General features: G+C 43.5%; 21 protein-coding genes and 1 other annotated feature. Of the genes, 13 read left to right on the top strand and 8 right to left on the bottom strand.

Annotated features, from left to right (window positions below):
• The first annotated feature begins 2 nt into the window (after positions 1-2).
• Both IGI92_RS14030 and IGI92_RS14025 read left to right on the top strand, forming a co-directional pair.
• Complete coding sequence (locus tag IGI92_RS14030) at positions 3-2258, top strand: glycoside hydrolase family 3 N-terminal domain-containing protein (RefSeq protein WP_306425326.1); 2256 nt, start codon at positions 3-5, stop codon at positions 2256-2258.
• Positions 2255-3640, top strand: a complete 1386-nt coding sequence (locus IGI92_RS14025; protein WP_301387859.1) for a glycoside hydrolase family 1 protein — start codon at positions 2255-2257, stop codon at positions 3638-3640. The genes IGI92_RS14030 and IGI92_RS14025 overlap by 4 nt, the downstream gene beginning before the upstream one ends.
• A gap of 69 nt (positions 3641-3709) precedes the next feature.
• Here IGI92_RS14025 and IGI92_RS14020 read toward each other — a convergent pair whose 3' ends face one another.
• Positions 3710-4570, bottom strand: a complete 861-nt coding sequence (locus IGI92_RS14020; RefSeq protein ID WP_008379484.1) for a MurR/RpiR family transcriptional regulator — start codon at positions 4568-4570, stop codon at positions 3710-3712.
• 216 nt (positions 4571-4786) lie between these two features.
• Between IGI92_RS14020 and rpsO the strand changes: the two genes are divergently transcribed.
• The 4 genes from rpsO to celB all read left to right on the top strand — a co-directional run bounded on the left by rpsO (position 4787) and on the right by celB (position 10686).
• On the top strand, positions 4787-5056 hold the full coding sequence (gene rpsO / locus IGI92_RS14015; RefSeq protein WP_005228072.1) for a 30S ribosomal protein S15: 270 nt from the start codon (positions 4787-4789) through the stop codon (positions 5054-5056).
• A 558-nt stretch (positions 5057-5614) separates the two neighbouring features.
• Complete coding sequence (gene pnp, locus IGI92_RS14010; protein WP_034878301.1) at positions 5615-7732, top strand: polyribonucleotide nucleotidyltransferase; 2118 nt, start codon at positions 5615-5617, stop codon at positions 7730-7732.
• Between the two features lie 210 nt (positions 7733-7942).
• The gene (locus IGI92_RS14005; protein ID WP_301387865.1) at positions 7943-9343 is read left to right on the top strand and encodes a glycoside hydrolase family 1 protein; all 1401 of its coding nucleotides are present in this window, start codon (positions 7943-7945) and stop codon (positions 9341-9343) included.
• A 2-nt stretch (positions 9344-9345) separates the two neighbouring features.
• Positions 9346-10686 (top strand): PTS cellobiose transporter subunit IIC, encoded by a 1341-nt coding sequence (celB, locus tag IGI92_RS14000; protein ID WP_034872146.1) that lies wholly within the window; start codon positions 9346-9348, stop codon positions 10684-10686.
• An 81-nt stretch (positions 10687-10767) separates the two neighbouring features.
• On the opposite strand, the gene IGI92_RS13995 is transcribed toward celB, so the two are convergent.
• From IGI92_RS13995 to mvk, 5 genes are all read right to left on the bottom strand, one after another.
• Complete coding sequence (locus tag IGI92_RS13995; RefSeq protein WP_051154593.1) at positions 10768-12690, bottom strand: heavy metal translocating P-type ATPase; 1923 nt, start codon at positions 12688-12690, stop codon at positions 10768-10770.
• 294 nt (positions 12691-12984) lie between these two features.
• Complete coding sequence (fni, locus tag IGI92_RS13990; RefSeq protein WP_060791520.1) at positions 12985-14025, bottom strand: type 2 isopentenyl-diphosphate Delta-isomerase; 1041 nt, start codon at positions 14023-14025, stop codon at positions 12985-12987.
• Positions 14022-15104, bottom strand: a complete 1083-nt coding sequence (locus IGI92_RS13985; RefSeq protein WP_430607265.1) for a phosphomevalonate kinase — start codon at positions 15102-15104, stop codon at positions 14022-14024. The genes fni and IGI92_RS13985 overlap by 4 nt, the downstream gene beginning before the upstream one ends.
• 36 nt (positions 15105-15140) lie before the next feature.
• A complete protein-coding gene (gene mvaD, locus IGI92_RS13980; RefSeq protein WP_400449910.1) occupies positions 15141-16139 on the bottom strand; it encodes a diphosphomevalonate decarboxylase in 999 nt (332 codons plus the stop codon).
• Entirely contained in the window at positions 16132-17064 is a 933-nt protein-coding gene (gene mvk, locus IGI92_RS13975; RefSeq protein WP_301387873.1) for a mevalonate kinase, read from the bottom strand. The genes mvaD and mvk overlap by 8 nt, the downstream gene beginning before the upstream one ends.
• A gap of 305 nt (positions 17065-17369) precedes the next feature.
• On the opposite strand from mvk, the gene IGI92_RS13970 reads away from it, so the two are divergent.
• Together IGI92_RS13970 and IGI92_RS13965 are read left to right on the top strand one after the other, a co-directional pair.
• A complete protein-coding gene (locus IGI92_RS13970; protein ID WP_008379503.1) occupies positions 17370-18014 on the top strand; it encodes a deoxynucleoside kinase in 645 nt (214 codons plus the stop codon).
• 90 nt (positions 18015-18104) lie between these two features.
• Positions 18105-19010 carry a magnesium transporter CorA family protein gene (locus tag IGI92_RS13965; protein WP_008379505.1) on the top strand — a complete coding sequence of 302 codons (906 nt, stop codon included), beginning with the start codon at positions 18105-18107 and terminating at the stop codon, positions 19008-19010.
• Here the strand turns inward: IGI92_RS13965 and IGI92_RS13960 are convergent.
• Positions 19007-19642, bottom strand: coding sequence for a pentapeptide repeat-containing protein (locus IGI92_RS13960; protein ID WP_301387876.1), 636 nt, complete (start codon positions 19640-19642; stop codon positions 19007-19009). The genes IGI92_RS13965 and IGI92_RS13960 overlap by 4 nt on opposite strands.
• A gap of 332 nt (positions 19643-19974) precedes the next feature.
• Here IGI92_RS13960 and nox point away from each other — a divergent pair, with 332 nt between their 5' ends.
• From nox to IGI92_RS13935, 5 genes are all read left to right on the top strand, one after another.
• Positions 19975-21309, top strand: coding sequence for a H2O-forming NADH oxidase (gene nox, locus IGI92_RS13955; RefSeq protein ID WP_005228102.1), 1335 nt, complete (start codon positions 19975-19977; stop codon positions 21307-21309).
• 99 nt (positions 21310-21408) lie between these two features.
• Positions 21409-21532, top strand: a sequence feature (ribosomal protein L20 leader region).
• A gap of 47 nt (positions 21533-21579) precedes the next feature.
• Positions 21580-22101, top strand: coding sequence for a translation initiation factor IF-3 (infC, locus tag IGI92_RS13950; RefSeq protein ID WP_005228103.1), 522 nt, complete (start codon positions 21580-21582; stop codon positions 22099-22101).
• 60 nt (positions 22102-22161) lie between these two features.
• Positions 22162-22362 carry a 50S ribosomal protein L35 gene (gene rpmI, locus IGI92_RS13945; RefSeq protein WP_003128650.1) on the top strand — a complete coding sequence of 67 codons (201 nt, stop codon included), beginning with the start codon at positions 22162-22164 and terminating at the stop codon, positions 22360-22362.
• Between the two features lie 63 nt (positions 22363-22425).
• Complete coding sequence (gene rplT / locus IGI92_RS13940; protein WP_010749133.1) at positions 22426-22785, top strand: 50S ribosomal protein L20; 360 nt, start codon at positions 22426-22428, stop codon at positions 22783-22785.
• Between the two features lie 194 nt (positions 22786-22979).
• Entirely contained in the window at positions 22980-24599 is a 1620-nt protein-coding gene (locus IGI92_RS13935) for an ABC transporter ATP-binding protein (protein WP_400449901.1), read from the top strand.
• 24 nt (positions 24600-24623) lie between these two features.
• Here IGI92_RS13935 and IGI92_RS13930 read toward each other — a convergent pair whose 3' ends face one another.
• Complete coding sequence (locus IGI92_RS13930) at positions 24624-25199, bottom strand: helix-turn-helix transcriptional regulator (RefSeq protein WP_042890653.1); 576 nt, start codon at positions 25197-25199, stop codon at positions 24624-24626.
• Positions 25200-25624: the final 425 nt, after the last annotated feature.

Genomic DNA, 25624 nt, shown 5'->3' with positions numbered 1-25624 from the left:
AAATGGAGAAGCATATGATTGAGACACTTTTACGGCAAATGACATTGAAAGAAAAAATCGGCCAGCTGAATCAGCGTCTGTATGGTTGGGAAGTTTACGAAAAAAACAATGGAAAAATTATTTTAACTGAAACCTTTAAAAAAGAAGTAGCTCGTTTTGGCAGTCTTGGCTGGATTTACGGCGTGTTTCGAGCTGATCCTTGGTCAGGTAGAAATCAGCAAACAGGCCTGACGACCACGGAGTCCTATGAGCTATCCCTTATGATTCAAACTTATTTGCAGGAGCACACTCGGCTGGGGATTCCGGCCCTTCTCAGTGAAGAGTGTCCTCACGGGCACCAAGGTTTAGAAGCGACGACGTTTCCGGTCAATTTTAGTGTTGGTTCTAGTTGGAATCCAGAGCTGTATCAAGCGGCCCAAACCATCACTGCTCAAGAGATTCGGGCAAAAGGAGCCCATGTTGGCTTGGTTTCCGCATTGGACATTGCTAGAGATCCTCGTTGGGGGCGAACAGAAGAATGTTTCAGTGAAGATCCGTTTTTGACCAGTAGCTTTACCAAAGCAGCCGTCAGAGGATTACAAGGATCAAAAACAACGATAGAAAAGCAGAACGTTTTAGCGGTATTGAAGCACTTTGCTGCCCAAGGTGCAGGAATTGGGGGACACAATGCAGGGCCAGTGGCAATTGGTGATCGGGAATTCCGCGAGATCCATCTGCCACCAATGAAAGCGGGGATTGCTGCTGGGGCCTTGGGGTGTATGGCTGCATACAATGATCTAGACGGTATCCCATGCCATGCCAATGCTTATTTGCTGCAAGATGTTTTACGAGAAGAAAGTGGCTTTACGGGAATTGTGATGGCCGATGGGTGTGGGCTGGATCGAATTGCTGACTGGCTGGGGAGCCACCCACAAGCGGCCGCCAAATCCTTGACCAGCGGTGTGGATGTTAGTTTATGGGATGAAGTTTTCCCAGTGTTAGAAGAAGCTGTCCTTGAGGGGCTACTTGCGGAAACGGCGATCGATGATGCAGTCCGTCGTGTGCTTCTTTTGAAAGAAAAACTTGGCTTGTTTAAAGAAGCAACGCCCCGTGTTTCATTGCCCCGTAAAGAAAAGGCGCAACAAGTTGCCTTGAAATTGGCGGAGGAATCGATTGTTTTACTAGAGAACAATGGTATTTTGCCTTTGAAGAAAACGCGACAAAAGATTGCCGTCATCGGTCCTCACGTTAAACAGCTCTATCATCAGCTGGGGGATTATACGCCATTCAAGGAAGAAACAATATGTACGACCCTTTGGGAAGGTTTGACCAGTTTAAGTACGCATCAAGCTGACTTCTTCTACGAGAAAGGCTGCGAAATCTCTAGTGGCACACTGGCTCAACGAAGGCAAGCCTGTCAGATTGCAGAAAAAGCGGATGTCGTCTTAGTGACGATCGGTGGCTCCAGTGCCCGTGATTTCACAACGGATTTTGACAAAAACGGTGCCGTCTTAAGGGGATCTCAGGAAATGACCAGTGGAGAAAACATCGACTTGGCTACCCTCGATTTGCCGCAATGCCAGTTGGATTTACTGTTTGCGTTGAAGAAGAGTAAAAAGCCGCTGATTGGGATCGTGATTTCCGGTCGACCGCATTGCTTAGCTCCTTTGCAAGACTTGTTCGATGGGGTGCTTTACGTTGGCTATCCCGGCCAATATGGAGGGGAAGCGATTGCTCGGATTCTTTTTGGTGAAACGGTACCTAGTGGGAAATTAGCAGTTTCTATTCCTGATACAGTTGGACAACTGCCTGTCTGTTATAATTATCGCAACACAGCGTTTCAAAAAGACTACCTCGATCAAAAAGGCGCACCAGTATATTCTTTTGGTTATGGGCTTAGTTATGCCTCTTTTATTTGCAGCTCGGTTTCGGCTGAATATGCAGGGGAAGGCATTATCGTCAGTGGCACACTTGAAAATCATTCTACTGTGTCTGGTAAAGAAGTGGTCCAATGCTATCTAAAAGAGTATACAAAAGCATATGTGCCGAGGAAAAAAGTCTTATGCGGCTTTCAAAAAGTATGGGTGCCTAGTCAAGGACAAGCAACTTTTCAACTCGTGATCGGTGAAGCATCATTGCAGCAGCTGGCAATTTCCTTGGAAGAAACAACATCGTTTTGTCTGGAAGTCGAAACAGCAGGTCAGCAGTATCGATTTGTATTTCAACGGTCCAACCCTGACCGCACGTGGCAGGTAATTCAGAAAGGAGCAAAAGAATGATTCACTTTCCAAAAAACTTTTTATGGGGAGCGGCCGCGTCAGCACCGCAAACCGAGGGGGCCGCAGTGGTTGACGGCAAAAGTCCCTCTACATGGGACAAATGGTTTGAGTTGGAGCCGTCACGCTTTTACGATGGTGTCGGACCAAGCGACACCTCAAATACCTACTATCAATACCGGGAAGACGTAGCAAACATGAAGGCCATGAACTTGAATTCCTATCGGACATCGATTGCATGGACCCGCTTATTACCAGATGGAAAAACATTGAATCAGACGGCAGTCCGGTTTTATCGGGCATATTTTCAGGAAATGCTGGATCAAGGCATCGAACCGATCATTAATTTGTTTCATTTTGACATGCCTTGGTGGCTGATGGAAAAAGGAGGTTGGGAGGCGCGGGAATCCGTGGACCATTTTGTATTTTATGCAAAAACTGCTTTTGAACAATTTGGCGATTTAGTGAAAAAATGGGCGACCTTTAATGAACCATTGGTGCATATTGAATGTGGGTATTACGGAGATGCTCATTGGCCGCAAGTGCGTGATTTCAAGCGGGCAATTCAAGTTGGTTATCATACCTTGTTAGCCCATGCGAAGGCAGTTGCTGAGTTTCGTAAAATCACACTTCCTGATGGAGAAATCTGTATCATCTTGAATTTGTCACCTGTTTATCCAAAAAGTCAAGAAGCGGCTGATCGAGAAGCCGCTGAATGGGCAGATCTCTTGTATATTCGCAGTTTTTTGGACTGTGTCGTTTATGGACAATTTCCAGAAAAGCTAACGAGCTTATTCAAGGAGCATCAATTGTCCCCTGAATATGAAGCAACAGATGCGGAAATTTTTCGTGAAAATACCGTAGATTTTATTGGTTGCAATTATTATCAACCGTTGCGGATCCAAGCACCACTTCCGCAGAAGGCAGCATCCGGTCCCTTTGAGCCACGTCAGTTATTTCGTGGGTACGATTGGCCAGAGAAAAAAATCAATCCTCATCGCGGCTGGGAAATCTATCCAGAAGGGATTTACGATATCGCGATGCGTCTAAAGAATGACTATCAAAACATGCCATGGTTTGTTTCCGAAAATGGCATGGGGGTATCTGAGGAAGAACGGTTCATGGACGCCACGGGGCAGGTCAATGATACGTATCGGATCGCCTTTGTTGAAGACCATTTGCGTCAGCTGCATCGCGCGATCGAAGATGGGTCACCTTGCTTCGGCTACCATATGTGGACCTTTATGGATTGCTGGAGCTGGTTGAACGCTTATAAAAACCGCTATGGGTTTTATCGAGTGGATTTGAAAAATGACTTCGAGCGTTATCCCAAAGCGTCCAGTTTTTGGTTGGCAGAAGTAGCTGCCAAGAATGCCCTTGATTGATCAAAGTGTCCTTAGAAGAAAAAATACCGCAGGAAAACTTTCCTGCGGACTTCTTTGGCTATGAATATTTTATAAATACTTCTCACGAAAATCGGCAATGGCTTGGCGTGAGGCATAGATATTGCGTGCCAGCTTTTCATTCTTGCTTAAAAAGACATAGAAAAGGACATCGACCGCCAATAGGTGGGCGATAATCGAATTCGTAGCAGCACTACGTTGGTTGGCTTCTTTGGAACGGGACACTTGCAGGGGAACATCCGCCAACTTTGTTAACGGATTACTGCCAAATCGGGTGAGTGACAGAATCGGGACGCCAAGATTTTTAACGATTTCTGCTAAGTGAACCATCTCAGGCGTGTGTCCACTGTTGGAAATGACCCAGAGGAGACTTTTTTTCTCGTTTTTGACGAGTTGCGGCAACAAGAGATTGTAGTCATTTTCAAACACGACGATTTTGCCTAAACGGGTCCATTTTTGTTGGATATCTTGTGCGATCAATGAAGAAGCACCGATCCCGCAGACAAAGATTCGCTCACGAGTCGCGATCAGTTCAGCGGCAGCCAACATCAGCTGTTCTTCTAACAATTGGGCCGTCTCATTCATAGTCACCTGTGCATTGTGGCTTAATTTAGATGTGATGGCATGAAAGGGCTCATTTAATTCAACATCGGCATAGCCCAAGTTTTCATTGGCATTTTGGCGCAAGCCGGATTCCGCAGATAATTGTATTTTTAAATCTGTCAAACTAGCAAAGCCGGTTTTTTTCGCAAAGCGTACGACAGTCGGTGCACTGATCCCAGTGGCTTCTGCTAATTGACTCGCAGTCATCGACGGCACTTTTTCAGGATTGGCCTCCATGAATGCGAAGAGTTTCTTCTCAGAAAGCGATAATTCATTTTTCATGCTCTCGATTCGGGAAAGAACGCTCATCCTTACACTTCCTTTAGATAGAGTAGTATCCTAAGTATAACATAAGTTTTGGAGGAGCTTTCAAAAGAAACGAAAAGAATAGGTAGATAAACTTGCTTTTTTCCTTAGAATCAAGTAAAGTAATTACGTGTGAAAAGCACAGTACCTGTTACTTGGTTTAACGAATCACCAACGTTTTACTCAGTCGCAGGGGAAAAAGAAAAAGAGGTGAAAAACATGGCAATTTCAAAAGAACGCAAAAACGAAATCATCAACAAATTTGCACGTCATGAAGGAGATACTGGTTCTCCAGAAGTTCAAATCGCTGTTTTAACAGAAGAAATCAACCATTTGAACGAACATGCACGTATGCACAAAAAAGACCACCATTCATACCGTGGGTTGATGAAAAAAGTTGGACATCGTCGTAACTTATTAGCTTACCTACGTCAAAAAGACGTACAACGTTACCGCGAATTAATCCAAGCTTTAGGATTACGTCGTTAATCAAACAAAGAAAAGTGAGGTTCAACCCGAATCTCACTTTTTTGCTATGAATCACTGCGACTGGGCGGCGCAAGCCGCACAGAGCAGATGATGAATAGTACTAGGCGAGGGAAACGAGCGTAGTGACCAAGCAGCGGAATCACTGCGACTGGGCGGCGCAAGCCGCACAGAGCAGATGATGAAACCTACTAGGCGAGAGCAACGAGGGTAGTGACCAAGCAGCGGAATCACTGCGACTGAGCGGCGCAAGCCGCACAGAGCAGATGATGAAACCTACTAGGCGAGGGAAACGAGCGTAGTGACCAAGCAGCGGAATCACTGCGACTGCAGTGTCGGCTAAAACAGCTGATGCAGTCTGACAGGTGATCTCGAGCCATCTAAAAAGTGAAACACCGAAAGAGCGGCCTTTTGACTGGTGAATCAAAAAGCGCAGCTAAAAAGAATTTTGGGTCCTTGTAAGCAGCATCCTACTAACCAAATGAAAGCAGCGGAACGACATTCCGATTTTTTCATTTGTTTAGTAGTGACTTGCTGGGATCCGATGAAAAGGAGCAGAACATGACAGAAAAACAAGTATTCAAAACAACTTGGGGCGGCCGCCCATTAGAAGTAGAAGTTGGCCAATTAGCCAAACAAGCAAACGGAGCTGTATTGGTTCGTTATGGTGATACGGTTGTCCTAAGTGCAGCGGTTGCATCTAAGGAAGCAAAAGATACCGACTTTTTCCCATTAACAATCAATTACGAAGAAAAAATGTATGCCGTAGGGAAAGTACCTGGTGGCTTTATCAAACGGGAAGGACGTCCAAGTACGGAAGCAACCTTGACTGCCCGCTTGATCGATCGTCCGATCCGTCCAATGTTTGCGGAAGGTTTCCGTAACGAAGTACAAGTAACAAACATCGTAATGAGTGTTGAACAAGATTGTACGCCAGCAATGGCGGCAATGTTAGGTTCTTCTTTAGCATTGTCTATTTCAGATATCCCGTTTGACGGACCGATCGCTGGTGTTGATGTTGGTCGGGTCAATGGCGAGTATGTCTTGAATCCAACAGTAGAACAAGCAGAACAAACTGATATCGAATTGACAGTAGCTGGAACGAAAAAAGCTATCAACATGGTTGAATCAGGCGCGAAAGAAGTTTCTGAAGAAGACATGTTAGGTGCGTTATTATTCGGTTTTGATGCTATCCAAGAATTGGTTGCCTTCCAAGAAGAAGTTGTCGCAGCTGTGGGTAAACCAAAAATGGAAGTCAAATTGTTACAAGTAGATGCTGACTTGAAAAAAGAAATCTTCGACGGCTACTACCAAACAATGAAAACTGCTGTTATGACTGAAGAAAAATTGGCTCGTGAAGACGAGATCGATAAAGTCAAAGACACAGTGAAAGAAGTGTATGCAGAAAAATTTGCTGGACATGAAGAGGAAGCACAATTCTTGAAAGAAGTGAAACAAATCGCGGAAGATCTTGAAAAAGATGTGGTTCGCGAATTGATCACCATCGACAAGATTCGTCCGGATGGCCGTCAATTAGACGAAATCCGTCCATTGGCATCAGAAGTTGGCTTATTGCCACGTGTTCATGGTTCTGGTCTATTTACTCGGGGACAAACCCAAGCATTGTCTGCTTGTACATTAGCACCTTTAGGCGAACACCAAATCATTGATGGATTAGGGGTTGAAGAATCAAAACGATTCATCCACCATTACAACTTCCCTCAATTTTCTGTTGGTTCGACTGGTCGTGCCGGCTCACCAGGACGTCGTGAAATCGGTCATGGTGCATTAGGCGAACGTGCCTTAGCACAAGTGATTCCTGATGAAACAGACTTCCCTTACACAATCCGTCTCGTTGCAGAAGTATTAGAATCAAATGGTTCTTCTTCTCAAGCAAGTATCTGTGCAGGAACCTTAGCATTGATGGATGCAGGGGTGCCAATCAAAGCACCAGTTGCAGGTATCGCAATGGGACTTGTATCTGATGGTGAAAACTACACGATCTTAACTGATATTCAAGGCTTAGAAGATCACCTTGGCGATATGGACTTTAAAGTTGCTGGAACCAAAGATGGGATCACTGCGTTACAAATGGATATCAAGATCCAAGGAATCACTGAACAAATCTTGACAGAAGCATTAAGTCAAGCGAAAAAAGCACGGATGGAAATCTTAAATGAATTGACATCAACATTGGCTGCTCCTCGTGAAGAGTTAAGCCAATACGCACCGAAGATCGAAATGATCCAAATCGATCCTGCGAAGATCAAAGATGTAATCGGTAAAGGCGGCGACACCATCAATGGCATCATTGATGAAACTGGCGTGAAAATCGATATTGATCAAGACGGAAAAGTTTCGATTGCTTCTGCTGATGCAGAAATGATCCAAAAAGCTATCAAGATCATTGAAGAATTGACGAAAGAAGTAAAAGTTGGCGAAGTGTACCTTGGGAAAGTTGTCCGTGTTGAAAAATTCGGTGCGTTTGTCAACTTAATAAAAGGCAAAGACGGCTTAGTTCACATTTCACAACTTGCGAACGAACGGGTCAACAAAGTAGAAGACGTTGTCAAAGAAGGCGACGAAATCTTAGTGAAGGTCACAGAAATCGACAAACAAGGCCGTGTGAACCTGTCAAGAAAAGCACTATTGAACGAAGATAAAGCAGAGCAAAAATAAGCTGCTACTTCTAAATCATAAGCAAAGTCTAGGAAACTGGACTTTGCTTTTTTTTTGTCTAAGTAGCACATCTTCAAAAGGGTCTTACTTGACAGGAGTTATTTTTTGCTTTAGTGCGAAAAATAAGAGATAATTCAGAATATTGTCTTTGCCATGCAAGCAATAATTCTAAGATGTTAAACGCATCTTATTTAGGATAAGGAGTACGATATGAAACAAACATTTCCAACTGATTTTTTATGGGGAGCATCGATTTCCGCTCACCAAACCGAAGGAGCGTATCAAACCGATGGCAAGGGAATGAGTGTCCAAGATACTCGTCCAAGAGACAACCACAAGATCGCGGATTTTACTGTGGCTGTCGACCATTACCACCAGTACAAAGAGGATATCGCCTTGTTAGCAGAAATGGGGATCAAAATTTTCCGTTTTTCGATCGCTTGGTCGCGAATTTTTCCAGAAGGGCGCGGTACTATTAATCAAAAAGGATTGGATCATTACAGCGATGTCATTGATGAATTGCTGAAACACGGCATTCAGCCCTTTGTAACGTTGAACCATTTTGACTTGCCGCAAGCATTGGAAGACGAAGGCGGCTGGACAAAACGCAGCACCGTTGAGGCATTTGCCGCATACGCCAAAACGCTGTTTACAGCCTATGGGGATCGAGTGACGCACTGGCTGACGATCAATGAACCAAATATCATGCTGTTGGTGGATCAAAAAATATTAGGGAAAAAGATTCCATTATCAGAAAAATACCAGCAATTTCATCACCTGATGATCGCTGAAAAATATGCTTTCGAAGCGTGTCATGAAATCGTACCGAATGGCAAAATCGGACCGGTGCCGAATATTTCGTTGGTCTATGCGGCGACTAGTCGACCAGAAGACAACCAAGCGGCGCTGTATTTCAACAGTGTCCGGAACTGGGCGTACCTTGATTTCGCCTGCTTCGGTCGTTACAATACGGTCTTTCAAGATTATTTGAACCAAAACGGCCTCACGATTGACTTTGGTCCGGAAGATGAGGTGTTGATGAAACGGGCTCTGCCTGACTTTGTCGCAATGAACTTCTACACCACGGTGACAGTGGAGCAGCCGACGGAAGCTGGGGACATGAAAAACGGCATCAGTGATCAGCAAAGTGAAGACATTATGGAGCGTGGTTTTTACAAAGGGTTCACCAATACGTTCTTGAAGAAAAATGCCTTCAATTGGACCATCGATCCCTTGGGACTGAAAACGACGTTGCAAACACTTTATGATCGTTACCACTTGCCGATCATCATTACTGAAAACGGCTTAGGGGCCGAAGACCATCTAGAAGCAGATGGCGCGGTTCATGATCCGTACCGTATCGATTATTTGTCGCAGCATATCAATCAATGCTTAGCCGCGATCAATGCTGGGGTGGATCTGATCGGATATAGCCCGTGGTCTGCCATTGATTTGATTAGTGTGCATGAAGGGATTCGAAAACGGTATGGTTTTATTTACGTAGATCGCAATGATGCAGAGGAAAAAGAACAAAAACGAGTGAGAAAAGACAGCTTTTATTGGTATCAAAAGCTGATTGAAGAAGGGGCGATCCCTTCGTTGGAGGAGTAATGATGACAAGTGTTTTTACCTTTTTAGAAACGCGTTTGATGCCGCCATTGAATAAGTTGGCGAATTTACGCTTTATTCGCGCAATCATGCAAGCTGGGATCATTACGGTCCCTTTTACGATCGTCGGATCGATTTTTTTAATCATCAATAATTTACCACAAATCATTCCACCACTGGCTGGCTTTTTCGAACAAACGATTTTACGATTTTCACCGCTTTATAGTGTCGTAACTACCATGTCTGTTGGCTCGATTGCTGTTTTTTATTGTTTAGCAACAGGGTATTATTTAACTGAGATCTATCATAAAGAAGAGCATTTGACTATGAGCAGTTTTGTAGGGGCGTTATTAAGTTTGTTTGCCTTTTTAATGACGATCGTCCAAGTCGATATCACAGATGGTGCGGCACAATTGCTGCAGTCAGAGAGCGAAACCGCCATTGTTTATAATGGGGTCGCTTTAGGCGGTTGGATCACTCGCTTCAGTGGAGTAGGGATCTTCATCGGGATTATCACTGCAGTACTTGCTACGTCAGTCTATCGTTTTTGTGTAAAAAGAAAGATCACCATCCAGATGCCTGAAGGGGTTCCTGATGGAGTCAGCAAAGCATTTGCGTCATTGATCCCAGCGATTTTGATTGCCTTTTTGATGGTGGCGATCAATGGAGTACTGGCGGTTTTCCACACGGATCTTCACGGATTGCTATCCAAACCATTTGAATTCGTGAAGGAGTTGACGGGTTCGTGGTTAGGAATCATCGTGATTATGCTCCTTATCCATCTCTTATGGGCAGTGGGGGTTCATGGGACGGCAGTTATAAAAAATAGTTTCATCAATCCCATCCTATTGGTGGCTCTAACTGAAAATATCGATGGTGCCAATAATATTTTTGCTGGGGATTTTGTGAACATGTATATTTTTATGGGTGGCGCAGGAAGTACACTTGGATTGGTTTTATTGATGCTGTTTGTGGCAAAATCACAACAGCTCAAAGTCTTAGGAAAAGCAGCGATCTTACCGGGGCTTTTTAACATCAATGAACCAGTGATCTTCGGGGCACCGATCGTCTACAATCCGTATTTGATCATCCCCTTTATCGTAACACCTTTGATCAACGTGACGATTGCTTACTTTGCTAGCTCGTTTGGCTTTGTCGATAAAGTCATTACGGGAATTCCCTGGATTTCACCGGTGGGCATAGGGGCGTTTTTAGGAACCGGCGGTGATTTCCGAGCCATCCTGATCGCTTTGATCAACTTAGGGGTTTCCATTCTCTGCTATTATCCATTCTTTAAGATGTACGATGGCAAACTCTACACGGAACAACTTGCCAATCAAGCATAAGTAGAAAAAACAGCAAAACGCCCGTTGATGGACTTCTAGTGAAGTGCCAACAATGGGCGTTTTTGCTAGTGCAAATAGTGGTCACGTATGCAAAGACTGTTGATACAAGACACAATCATCGCAATCTTTGCGGGTTGGTTTGGCTTGCTGGGGTGTTTCTTTGTGTAATGGCAAAAGCATACGCAACCCGTTTAAGATAACTAAGATCGTGCTTCCTTCATGACCCACGACCCCTAGAGGTAGCGTGAGAAATTCAAGGAAGTTTGAAGCGATCAGCAACAAGATGACACTGATAGAAAAGACGATGTTTTGTTTGATGATCCGCTGTAATTTCTTAGCCAAACGGTGACTGTCGACCAAACGCAGCAAATCATTTTTCATCAAGACGATCTCCGCCACATCCATTGCGACATCTGTTCCTTCGCCCATCGCGATCCCTACACTTGCGGTCGCTAAGGCGGGGGCATCATTGATCCCATCACCGACCATCGCATTGATTTGGTAGGTTTCTTTCATTTCTTTGATCCGAGTGGTTTTCTCATCAGGCAGGCAATCACTTTCGTAGTCAGACAAGCCGATTTCTGCGGCGATCACTTTGGCAGTACCTAAATGATCACCCGTCAGCATCGTCGTGTGAATTCCTTGCTTATTGAAGTAGGCAAGACTCTCACGAGCTTCAGGACGGGGCTGATCCAATAGTGCTAAATACCCTGCTAATACACGGTCACGATTGATATAAATCAAGGTTTTTCCGGCTGCTTTCAATTCTTGGATGCGGGTTTGTTCACTGACAGCAACAGAGGTTAGATCGACTTCTTTTCCAATCGTCCAATGGGCAGCTTGGTAAGTGGTGGCTAGACCGACCCCCGCTTGTTCTTCCACTGCTAATTCCAATGGTCTTTCATCGTGGAAATACGCCAAGATCGCTTCAGCCAATGGGTGATTTGATTGTTTTTCCATCCCAACAATCAGTTGGGGGATAAACGGTTCATCCAGCAATAGATGAACATCAGTGACAGCAGGTTTGCCTCGAGTCAGCGTTCCGGTTTTGTCAAAAGCGATCGCTTTGACATTGGCAAAGGCATCCAAGGCTTGTCCGCCTTTGCATAAAACGCCCAAACGAGCAGCGTGAGAAATGGCTGCTAACGTCGCAGGAGTAGCAGAGGCGACTAAGGCACAAGGGGATGCCACTACTAGTAAGACCATGCCACGATAAAAACTTTCTTGGAACCCCCAATTCGTGAAAAACGTACACAAAACGATCATTAGTGGGACGGCGATCAGGACGATCGGCACATAGATCCGTTCGATTTTTTCGATCAGGGTCGCCGTTTGACTTGGCATTTGCTGCGCTTCTTCCACCAATTGAATGATTTTTGCAAAGCGGGTGTTTTCACTCGTTTGAGTAACTTCAATGTACAATGGCTGCCCAAGGTTGATGGTTCCCCCAAAGACTTCACTGCCTAAACGTTTCTCGACAGGAATGGATTCGCCACTGATGGCCGCCTCATCAACACTGCTGGTTCCTTGGATCACGATACCGTCGATCGGGATCGCACTGCCTTTTGCCACCATAATCGTATCTTTTAACTGAAGGGCTTCGACTGGTACTTCGACGAGCTCCCCAGATTCAATCATTTTTAAGGCAGTCGTTGGTTGCAGTGCCATTAATGAACTAATTTCTCGCGTACTTTTGTTGGTCGTATATTCCTCAAGGGCACCGCTCAAACAAAAGATAAAGGTCAGCATCGCCCCTTCAAACCAATGCCCAATGATACAGGCACCAATGGCGGCTAACGCCATCAGTAGATCGACGTTCAACCGTTTGTCGTGCACCAATTCTTGCGTGCCTTCCCAGGTTTGTTTCCAACCCCCGGCAAGAATCGCTAACAGATAAGGGACAAAGCTATAAGGAATGGAAAAAGATGCCATAAGAAAGCCAGTTGCCATCAATAGCAAACAAGCAATCGTTGAAAAAACAGCCGACGATTCGGATTTACTCATAAGAAACGCCTCCTTTTGAATGTAGTCTAGGAATGAAAAAACCGATCCTTTTCTCAAGAAACAATCGATTGTTCCTCCCTCAACTTGAGCATAGCACATTCGAAAACAAGATGGTAAAAAAACAACGTACCTGATAATGAAAGTGATTATCAAGTAGCGATTAAATAACGCTACTATCCAAATGATAAATGGAAACTCACTATTATAGAAAAAAGAACACAAAAAAAGCAGCACAATAAAAAACGAATTGTACTGCTTTTACTTATTTGATGTGGTAGTCAGCGATTGGATCTCTCAACGCAAACTATACTTTGCTAAGGGAATTTGACGTGCTTCACACCACTCTTTGACAGCGCCAGAAAAAATCAGCTGAACCTTGGTGAGGTCTTTAGTGCTTGTCTGTCCTGCCATTGTGTAGAGCAGCTGCAGCTGTTCCTTCCATGATTGTAAGGTGGCGATGGTTTCTTCTTTGCCTTTTGACAAAAGCAGCACGAGGATCGTGGCGGATAGTCCTACGCTATCCGCACCAAGGCAAAGTGCTTTGAAGATATCGTAAGCATCCCGAACGCCGCCTGAAGCGATGCGGGTAAAGGGCTGTTGGATCTCATTTGCTTCCAGCAAGGAAATCACGGTGGATTGGCCGAAGGTATCAAGATACGCCAATTCACGTTTTTTTCGACGAGCATTTTCGATTTGCGTAAAACTTGTGCCGCCGCTACCAGCAACATCAATCGTTTGTACGCCGATCGCCAGTAACTGCTGGATCGTTTCACGGGACATCCCAAAGCCGACTTCTTTGATGACAACCGGAACGGCAACGGAAGCAATCGTTTTTTCCAATAAGGACAGCCATTGGCTAAATTGACGATCGCCTTCGGGCATCACTAATTCTTGTGGTGCATTAAGATGGATCTGCAAGGCGTCGGCGCCAAACAGTTCTACTGCCCGTTGTGCATTTTCAACGGGACTGCCCGCACCAATATTGGCTAATAAGAAGCCGTCAGGATTGGCTTTGCGGACGATGCGGAAAGAATCGGCGACACTTGGGTCTTTTAAGGCAGCCGAAACGGAGCCGGTTGCCATCATCAAATCACAGGCTTGCGCGATCTCTGCTAACTCTTGATTGATTTTTAAGGTTTTTTCACTGCCGCCTGTCATGGCATTGATGAAAAAAGGGCTGGAAAATGAGCGGTCAAAGACAGTCGTCGTAATTGCCACATCAGCCACGTCAATTTGCGGAAAGGACTGGTGGACCAAGCGAACTGCATCAAAATCGTTGCTGTGTTCTTTATGAAACGCTTTTGCTAAGGAAACATGTTCATCTTTTCGATTCATGATAGGTCCTCCCGGTAATGGTAAACATGCAGCGGCAATGGGGTGATCTCGGCTTTTTCCCACGCACTCATCAATGGTAAAATACCGGTTTTCTGGTCAACGATCACGATGCCGCAATCGCCACCGCCGGCACCAGAAGATTTGGCTGCGCCACAATAATTTTCTGCTAGATCACAAAGCTTTTTAAGTGCGGGGGTTTCAATCGGTACACCAGTTAGTGCAGACAACTCTCGCAGGAGCTTTCGATTTTCCGTGATCATTTTTTTGATCGTGCGACTGTCTTCATTTAAGAAGCCGTCGATCAATCGATTGACGCAGTCTTTGCTGGCTGCTAAAAAGGCGGCATAGGCGTTTTCTTTTTCTTCTTTGGATTGATAGACTTGATCCACTAAATCAGAAGTAGAGGCAGGAGAGCCTGTCCAACCAATCAATAGTCGAAGAGATTTCGGAACCGTCAAGGGACGGATCCGAAATCCTGGCCAATCGAAAGCAATCAATTCTGTTAAGGTATGGTCCTTTTGTTTGGCTAAGACCCAGTCGTGATCGAAGGTTGAAAAAGCGATCCAGCCGCCATAACAAGAGGCCGCAATATCACCGCACGACCCATTGCCTTGAACAGCGAGATGGGCAAGAGCCGCAATTTTGAATTGGGTCAACCGATCCATTTCCATTTGATAGTACAGATTCAATGCTTTGACCGTGGCAACAGTCACGGCACCGCTGGAACCGAGGCCATATTTGCGACCATTCGAGTTATCCAGTTCACTGGTCACTTTTAAATCGTAAAAGGAAAGGGGGATGCCTTTTTCTTGGGCATATTTTTCCGTCAGACGAATGGCTGCCAAAATATAGTGGAAAGGATTATCCCGATGGTCTAAGACTAATTCGCCTTTGCGACGCGTCCAGCGAATCGGCAGGTCGCTGTATTGGGCAGACTGGATGCTGCCGTTTTTACGGGCCTCTTCCACATTGACTGTAATAAATTGGTCAACGGCAACGATGATTGCAGGATGACCAGGTTCGACAACGGCGTATTCACCAGCAATAAATAGTTTTCCGGGAACGGATAGTTCAATCATTTCGACACTCCTAATCGATGGCTTCTTAATGGCTTCTTAGTTGATGGCAGAAGATTCTTCCACCGGTAAAAAGGCTAATCCTTTGCCCGCGTGAGCAGTTACTAATTGTTCTGAGGCAAAGTGAGCACTTAATTCACGTAAAATCGTTTGTTCTTCTTGTTTTTGGCATAAAACTTTGACATTGGGACCAGCATCCATCGTGAAATAGCAAGCCAATCCTTTTTTTCGCAGCATTCGGACACATTCCATAGCTCGTAAAGATTCAGAAGACCAATAAGTAAAAGGTGGTTCGGCGGCTAAGGTCGTTCCATGCATTTTCAAGGCGTTGGCCTCGGTCGTTTCCCCTAAAGCAGTAAAGTCTTTTTCGGCAATCGCTTGTTTCATTTTCACGAGATCGGTGGCAGTGGCAGAAAGCCAGCCTGGATAAAAGCTCGAGGTTTCAACGGTTCGGCGCATCCCCTCACGACTGGAGACTTCTTTGGCTTGTGCGTTGATCAAAATAAAGATCATACTCAATTCTTCTTCCCAGCCATTCGACGGCACTTGCGTGGCAAAAGAAGTCTCATCGGTGCCTTGATGCCATTCAGCAAAGCCGCCGTAGATACTCCGACACGCCGAACCAGAACCGCGACGGGCCAAACGGGATAACTCTTGCTCCGACAAGTTTAAGTCCAGTGCTTCACTACAGGCACCCGCCAAGGCCGCTAATCCGCTGGCAGAAGAGGCAAGTCCAGCAGCGGTTGGGACGAAGTTTTGACTTTCCACCGTGGCATACCACGGGCAGTCCGCTTTTTTTCGTACCAGATCCAAAAAGTCCGCAACTTTTTTTGTGGCAGCGTCTGTTTGCACCACACCATCCAGCGTAAAGCAATCCTTTGGAAAATCAGGTGAAAAAGCCACCGTTGTTTCTGTGTAAAAAGCATCGAGGGTCAGGGACAAACTATTGTTCATCGGTAAAATGAAAGTTTCATCTTGTTTTCCCCAATACTTGATCAATGCGATATTCGTGTAGGCGCGAGCCTTTCCCTTATACATGTTCATAAACTCCTAATCCTTGTATCCATGCCGCACGAGCGCCATCGGACAATAAAATACGGCTGATATTCTCAGCCTGTTCCTTCGTTTTGGTTAGTGCGATCATACAGCCGCCCCGGCCCCCGCCGGTCAGCTTTGCCCCGTAAGCACCGTGTGCCAACGCTAAGGAAACCAACTGATCCAGTTGCTGATTGCTGACCCCTAGCTGCTGCAGTGCCTGATGGGCGTTGTTCATGCTTTCACCTAATACTTCTAATTGATTGGCTATGATGGCCTCTTTAGCTTTTTTGGTTTCGATCCCTAAACGCTGGATTGCTTGACTAGCCAGCTGCTTGCTGGTTTCAAAAAGATGGGCGACACTTTTGACTGCTTCTCTCGTTTGCCCTTTGATTCCAGTATCAGCGACGAGCAAATAACCGTCGATCGTGAGGGGAAACGAAGTGATGGGATGCCCTTTGATAAAGTAAATGGCATCTGTCCCACTGGCTGCCGCAGCATCGATCCCGCTAGGATTGCCATGAGCGATTTTTTCAGAAAAGTTGACATAGGTCATCAATTCTTCTTTTGTAAAGTCTTTTTTGATCCAATCAAAAAAAGCGCGAGTCAGTGCAACAGCGACCGCCGCGCTAGAACCCATTCCCCGTTCAGAAGGGATAGTGCTGACGATGGAGGTTGCAAAAGGACCCGTGTGGAAGTCTTGTTGCAGACGATGCAGCAAGTCTTTGACATTTTTTAAGTGGCTGGGGACTTCTTCAAGCAGACCGTGATAGTAACTTGAAATCAAGGTGTTTGTTGCATTTGCTGTAATCTCGACTTGTACTTTTGCTCCCGCAAAAGGGAAAGCAATTGCTGGTTCACCGTAAACAACTGAATGTTCACCCATTAAGATGATTTTTCCTGTAGCTATGCCAGTACCAATTGACATTATTTTCCTCATTTCTCTAGGGAGCTTACCCCACATGATTCATTTATCGTTTGTCAGTCAATTGTAACTATCTCCTGACAAAAACACAATTTAATTAAAGATCCTTTCCTATTTTACTAGAAGAAGGCTCTTTCGTTAAGCATTCCGTATGAGATTTCAAAAAAAAGCAAAAATCTTTAAACTTTTATTGAAAAAATTCTTGATCTGTGCTTCAAAAGTTTCAGTTGACGGCACAAGATATAGTGTTGTATAGTTGATATCGCAAATGCAACATACAATATTTAGTGATGAGTGAGTTGGGGGATATGAGCGTGATCGTATTAGCAGGAACGATTGGTGCCGGTAAATCAAGTTTGACCGCATTGATCGCCAATCATTTTGGCAGTCAAGCCTTTTATGAATCGATCGATGACAATGAAGTGTTACCATTATTTTATGCAGATCCAAATAAATATGCGTTTTTACTGCAAATCTATTTCTTAAATAAACGATTTGAAAGTATCAAGCAAGCCATGAAAGACGACAATAACGTCCTGGACCGTTCCATTTATGAGGATTCACTGTTGTTCCATTTAAATGCGGACCTTGGGCGAGCGACCGATACCGAGGTCAAAGTCTATGATGAATTGTTAGCCAATATGTTAGAAGAGCTGCCGTATGCAGCCCACAAAAAGCATCCAGATCTTTTGGTGCATATTCGCGTTTCTTTTGAAACGATGCTCGAGCGTATTGAAAAACGTGGGCGGGAATATGAGCAGTTGACCTTTGATCCTTCGTTATACGACTATTACAAAGAGTTGAACAAACGCTACGATCAATGGTACGAAGAGTACAATGAGAGTCCAAAGATCCAGATCGATGGCGATCAATTCAATTTTGTCGAAGACCCGCAAGCGGCACAGGCCGTTTTAACGATGGTGGAAGAGGCCTTGAAAGACGCCCGTAAATAAGTAATAGCTGATACAGCCAGGAAAGTCCTTTGATTGGGCTTCTGGCTGTTTTCTTTTATAATAGAAGAAAGCAAGAGTGGAGGATGGATTGTGGAAAACAAACATGTCTTTTATGACGGAAACTATGAATGGATTCAAGTCGACCAACAAGACGCAAAAAGCGTGATGGCACTGCAAAAACAATATCATTTGTCTGACGAGATGCTTACGTACTCTTTAGATAAAAACGAACGCGCGCGGGTCGAATATGATGCCGAAGAGGAAGCATTGCTGCTGGTTTTCAATGTACCTCAGCAAGAAAAGCGTGAAAATCATTTTGAGACCAGCCCGATGACGTTTATTTTAAAAAGGAAGCAACTCTTTACTTTTGCATCCCACAATACCCGTTATGTGATTCCAATGATGGAGCGCTTGATCCTGCAAAACCCGCTGCAAACGCCCATTCATTTTTTGTTTCAAAGCTTGTTCTTGATTTCTGGCACGTTTTTTCCGTTAGTCGAAGAAGTCAATAGTGAGCGGATTCGCTTGAATCAGCGACTACGGGAAAAAACAACCAATAAAAACTTACTGCAAATGTCTGATTTGGAAGTTGGACTGGTTTTTTTAGTGTCTGCCACGAAACAAAATGCGGTCCTCTTGGAGCAAATCAAAGCATTATCCATTTATCGTTTGATGGATGATGATGAGCGGGAACAACTGGATGATGCCTTGATCGAAGCCAAACAGGCAGTGGAAATGACCCAACTGGCATTCCAAATTTTGGAACAATTGTCTGGTACCTACAATAATCTATTAAACAATAACTTGAATGATACCATGAAGTTTTTGACCGTTTGGTCCCTCTTATTGACTGTGCCTTCCATCGTCACCAGTTTCTTTGGCATGAATGTTCCGCTGCCTTTTACCAATAGTATTTTCGGTTGGGGTATTGCCTTGTTGATCAGTTTAGTGTTATCCGTCTGGATGTTGATTGCTTTATGGCGCAGAATTCGTTAGTCGATCACCAAACCTAGACCGGCGGCGATGACCAAGGCTTGTTCTTGATCGACTGTTAGTCCTCGCAAGTGTTCAAAGGACAACGCGATCTTTTGAAATTGATTGGTCCGAAAATCTAAAGTTGCTAATTTTGTGTGAAACCAGTTGCTATTGTTCAACTGGTTTTCTTGTAGCGTCAAGTGTTTCCAATCCATCTCATAAAACTCACTGTCGTTTAGTTGGCACTGACGAAACAGCATCGTCCGTAAATTGGTATTGCTAAAAGAAGCAAAGTTTGCCACGCAATCTTCAAAGGTACAGTCACGGAAATAGCTTTCCGCAAAATTCGTACCAGTCAATTTACACTGTTTAAAGTGAACGCGATGAAAGCTGGCACCAAAACATTCCAGATTAGAAAAATCGCAGTTCTCAAAGAGGACATTTTGACATTCCCATTGAATCAAGCGTGTTTTTTGCATCGTCACTTTCTTGAAATGACATTGCTTCAAGATAAGGTTTTTGCAAGTATCATAGCTATAATCACCGCCTTCGAACACCCCCCCTTCGAAAAGCAGTTCTTCTTCTAAATAAAAATCCTGTGGCTCTAATGCCGACAATAAGGGCGGTAGTGGCAATACGATTTTTTTCTTCATCAAGATCCCATCCTGTATGTTTTTCTCTCAGTATAACACGGCGAATCGATGCCGCGATAGTTACGAAAAAGCGGTGGGGCATTGTGAAATTTATTCAATCGGTTTGCAGAATGCTTTTATAACAAGGAAAACCTTTGATTTTGAATACATATTTTTTCACAATCTTTTTACTTGCAAGACGAAAATAATTTTGATATAGAAACTTAACCCGCTGAAAGTGACGTATATCAACGGAAAACTGTCACAAATTTTTAAAATCGCGAAAAAGTTGATAGTTTTCAAATTCACAAGCGAGCTATAATGACAATGTAAACAAAAGGAGGAAATTTTCCATGACAAAAACAGTTATTATCGGTGCAAACCACGCGGGGATTGCTGCTGCCAATACACTATTAGATAACTACAAAGACCAAGAGGTCGTAATGATCGACCGTAATACAAACTTAAGCTACCTAGGTTGTGGGACTGCTTTATGGGTTGGACGTCAAATCGATTCATACGAAGGCTTGTTCTATACAAAACGTGAAGATTTTGAAGCAAAAGGTGCAAAAATTCATATGGAAACAGTGGTTGACCATATCGATTTTGAGAAAAAAGAAGTGCACGCTGTAACCAATGACGGTGAAACGATCGTTGAATCTTATGATAAAGTTGTCATCGCAACTGGTTCTGTGCCAATTTCACCAAAAGTACCTGGACGTGATTTGAAAAACATCCATTTCTTGAAAAAATTCCAAGATGGACAAACGGTTGATAAAGAGTTAGCCTCAGAAGACGTGAAAAACGTTGCCGTTATCGGTGCTGGTTACATCGGTGTTGAAATTGCTGAAGCAGCAAAACGCCGTGGCAAAAATGTGTTGCTTTTTGATGCAGCGACACGGGCATTGCCAAACTACTACGACAAATGGTTCACAGAAGATATGGACAAAAACTTAGCTGACAATGGTATTGAATTGCATTTCGGTGAATTAGCACGTGAATACAAAGGAACAGAGAAAGTAGAAGCAGTTGTAACAGACAACGGCGAATACCCAGTTGATCTAGTGATCAACGCGATCGGTTTCTTACCAAACAACGAGTTAGGCAAAGATCATTTGGAATTGTTTGCTAACGGCGCGTACTTAGTGGACCGCCATCAACGGACAAGCGATGCAGATGTTTACGCAGTCGGTGACTGTGCAACGGTGTACTCAAATGCTTTGCAACAAACAACGTATATCGCATTAGCAACGAATGCCGTACGTTCAGGGATCGTCGCTGCCCATAATATCGGCGGAACGTCTCTAGAATCAACAGGTGTTCAAGGATCAAACGGGATTTCGATCTTCGGCTACAACATGGTTTCAACTGGCTTGTCAGTCGAAGCTGCCGAACGTAATGGCATGAAAGTGAAATACTCTGATTACGAAGATACCCAAAAACCAGGCTTCATGAAAGAAAATGCGACGGTTAAGATCCGCATCGTCTATGAAGAAGAAACACGCCGCATCGTTGGTGCACAAATGGCATCACGTACATCTGAAATCGCAATGGGCATCCACATGTTCTCACTAGCGATCGAAGAAGGCGTAACGATCGACAAGATGAAGCTATTAGATATCTTCTTCTTGCCTCACTTCAATCAACCATACAACTACATCACGATGGCTGCGTTGAAAGCAGAATAAGAAACACGAAAGTCGGAGCGTATGCTCCGGCTTTTTTTTGAAACAATCATGAAAACTGTTGACAATAAGAGGAAAAAGCAGTATACTATAAAAGTTGAGAAATAAAAGCAGAAGCACCCGCTTCTCGCCTGAGTGAAGATATCGCTGGGCAGAATAGGATTCCTACCATTTATTTGTGTGGAGTACGTGCGGGTTCGTGAAGAACTCGTTTTTTTATTGTCTGATTTCGAATCGACAAGCTTTTCTTTCTCTCAAAAAACTCGGAGGTGAATGACCATAGCAAAGGATATGATGGTAAACGACGGCATTCGTGCACGTGAATTGCGTTTGATTGATCAAAACGGCGAACAACTTGGTGTAAAGAGTAAAGCTGAAGCATTGCAAATTGCAGAACGAGCAAACCTTGATGTGGTATTGGTGGCACCAAATGCTAAGCCGCCAGTAGCAAGAATTATGGATTACGGGAAATTCCGCTTTGAGCAACAGAAAAAAGACCGTGAAGCTCGTAAGAAACAAAAAGTAATCAACATTAAAGAGGTTCGTTTAAGTCCAACGATCGACGTCAATGATTTCAATACAAAATTGCGTAATGCACGTAAATTCCTTGAAAAAGGGGACAAAGTGAAAGCTTCGATCCGTTTCAAAGGCCGTGCCATTACCCATAAAGAAATTGGTCAGAAAGTGTTAGATCGTTTGGCGGAAGAAACTGCTGATTTGGCAACTGTTGAGCAAAAGCCAAAAATGGATGGCCGCAGTATGTTCTTAGTCTTAGCACCAAAAAACGATAAATAATGACTCACTGAGTTTCAGTTTAAAGTCAGATAACGAAAGATTTTGAGGAGGAAATTAGTTATGCCAAAACAAAAAACACACCGCGGATTAGCAAAACGCGTAAAACGCACTGGCGGCGGCGGATTGAAACGCTTCCGTGCCTTTACCAGTCACCGTTTCCACGGCAAAACAAAAAAACAACGTCGTCAATTGCGTAAAGCTTCAATGGTTTCAGCTGGCGATTACAAACGTATCCGTCAACAACTAGCACGCATGAAATAATTGCGTAACCCAAGCTTCACGTATACAAACAATTATCGATTTTCATATTAGGAGGAATTATACATGGCACGTGTTAAAGGTGGAACAGTAACTCGTAAACGTCGTAAAAAAGTGCTTAAATTAGCAAAAGGTTACTACGGTTCTAAACACACTCTATTTAAAACAGCAAAAGAACAAGTAATGAATTCATACAACTACGCATACCGCGATCGTCGTCAAAAGAAACGCGACTTCCGCAAATTGTGGATCGCTCGTATCAACGCAGCGGCTCGTATGAATGGCTTAAGCTACTCAAAATTGATGCACGGCTTGAAATTAGCTGAAATCGACATCAACCGCAAAATGTTAGCTGACTTGGCTGTAAACGATGCAGCAGCATTTACTGCATTAGCTGACCAAGCAAAAGACGCTTTAAACAAATAATCAATCGTTGGCAACAACGTTAGCCCCGCTCTTTGAGCGGGGTTTTTTTGTTTTTCTCGATGACCGAGGAATGGTTTCTCACTATCTTTCATACGTTTCTTTCCATTAAGCGAAAAATAGATTATACTTTTGAAAGCGGTTATTTTATTTATCTCACGACTTTTCCACGAACACTGCAGCAAAAGGAGCTTACGATGGCGATTGATTTATGGCGGCATTTTAAAAAAGGATTGACGGTATATATTGGGATTGGAATTGCGGTCTCATTTTTGAGTGCCGCGAATGTCTTTTATTTTCAAAAATTACTCGATTCATTTGGCAAGACATTTTATTGGTCAGTTATTTTTATCTATGGGTTAACGCTTGTACTGGTACCGCTTTTGTCCTATCTCGAGCAGAAACCCAAAACGAAATTGCACAACAGCATGTATTTCTATCTCAAAGAACAAGCTTTAGTGAAAATCAGCAAGATTACCTATTCTGAATACTTGCAGATTGGCTCTGGAGCACTCTTACAGAAAACTGAAGCGGGAGCAGCGGCGGGTAGAAATATCCATTTGAATTTTTATGGACGCTTGTTTAAAGAATTGCTTCCCGAAACACTGTTTAACTTAGCTTTTATTGCTATGATCGATAAAAGGTTGATTCCAGCGATCCTTGTGGGCTATCTAGTGGTGTTTATCGTGACCAATTTGCTTTTGAAAGTTTTACGCTCTCTCAAAGAACGTGCGCTAGTTTCAGAAGAAGCCATGAACAGCACCTTTATCCGCGGATTAACGGAAATGGTCACGTTTCGGATCAATAAACGGTTTGAAAAAGAGATCGCACAATATAAAAATATGTCTGCTGACACAACAGAACGTTTGACGAAAATGACGATGATCCATGAGTTTTTCTTTGGTTTTTTTGCAGTTTTAGTCGCATTGATCAAAGTCGCAATTGTGGTATTGGCATTCACAAATCAGATTACAGTCAGCTTGGGCGGTTTAGCAGCACTGATTATTTATGTGGATCGAATCTATACGCCTGTTGCAATATTTAACGTGATTTTTGTTCAATACAGCTTAGATAAAGTTGCCTTTGCACGGTTAAATGAATTTTTCTATCTGCCAGAGGACAAAGCATTAACACAAGGAGATGCATTGTCTGAGACCATCAACTATATCACAGTTAAGGATCTATCCGTCATACTTCAAGAAAAGAAAATCTTAACCGATAGCACACTGGAGCTGAAGCGGGGAGCGATTTATGGGTTAGTAGGAGAAAGCGGCGCAGGAAAATCAACGCTGATCAAAACGATTTTAGGCTTGTATCAGCCGACGACCGGTGCAGTTCTGATCAATCACAAAAATTTGGCTGCTTACAACTTAAATGATTACTATCAGCATGTCTTTTATCTATCGCAAGATGCGCCAATATTCCAAGGAACGCTGAAAGAAAATATCATTTTTGATAAGGAAATCGCAGACGAGGAAATCATAGCGGTATTAGAAAAATGTCAATTAGGCGCATTCTATCAGGCACTCAAGGGAGGAATGTCTGCTGAAATTGGAGAAAAAGGAGCCAACCTTTCTGGTGGGGAAAAACAGCGGATCGCTTTTGCCCGATTGTTTTTCACAAACGCAGAAGTCATTGTCCTTGATGAAGCCACATCTGCTTTAGACGAAACAACAGAAGAAAAGCTTTTTGCAGCGATCAAAGACCAATTGAAAAATAAACTAGTCATTATGATCACCCATCGCCCGAAAAATTTGATTTATGCGGATGAGATCATTGAATTGAAAAAAACACAGGTTGAAGCGGCTTCATCATAAAAGCAGCTTCAACCTGTGTTTTGATCAGCGCATCAGTAAATGCGGCAGTGTACTAAGCCATGCAAGCATGCCGACAATCAAGGCAAAGACCAAGACGATGACTGTTTTTGAGAGGAAATCTTTTTTGATGTCCCGCTTTTTCCTAATGGCATCGAGTTCTTGATTTTCCATGAAGGCAACGATCTCTTTATACGTTTTGATATTTTGGGTTTTCTTGATTTTTTCGATCTTCAATGCGGCATACATGGAGACGAGCCAAAAACATAGAGGAGGGGCAATCCACCAGTGTCCTGGTAAAAAGAGAGCAGGCCCAACAGATAATGCGGCCAACAATGTAAAGACTAACATTATTTTCGTGTAGTGATCCATTGCTGTTTTCTCAATCGTTTCTTTCATTTGTTCAATATCCCCTTTGACTAATTCATCTAAAGAAACATCAAATAGAACACTGAGCAATAATAAGTTGTGAACATCAGGATAACTTTTTTCATTCTCCCAATTTGAGATTGTTTGTCGGGAGACATAGAGTTTTTCTGCCAGCCCTTCCTGAGAGAGACTTAATCGTTCCCGATGTTTTTTTATTTGTTTGCTTAAGTTCATTTTATCCGCTCCTTCTACCATTAGTGTAGGCCAATGTCTGCTTTTTAACGATCAAATGTCTTTGACAACGCCTTGAAGTCAAGTGTCAAAATGTTTTTACAGTTGGGTTTATGCTGTTTACACAGCAGTACAGCGTTGATTTTCTTCAACGAATAAGCGACAGTCAGCTTTCTTATTGTTTTTTTTTAGAAGCACCTGCTGGTTTCTTAATAAAGAAAATGATGAAGAGCATGTGCTGATTTTTAATGTTTGTCTTTATCTATTATTCATTAATTTCGCAAAGATGGGAAGAGGAGAAAACAACTAAGCGTGTGAAAGCATCATTTTTCCATTAGTGGATCTTTAAAAGTCCCTGTGTGTTGAAATGGAGCCATTCAGAAGTCACGTCTGTTTGTTGGTTCTGTTCTAGAAGAAAATCGACTGTT

It is taken from the genome of Enterococcus sp. DIV2379 (assembly GCF_050542965.1).
Lineage (GTDB): Bacteria > Bacillota > Bacilli > Lactobacillales > Enterococcaceae > Enterococcus_D > Enterococcus_D entomosocium.
Note: the sequence above shows the minus strand (reverse complement) of the source record. Positions and strands in the feature narration are given on the sequence as shown.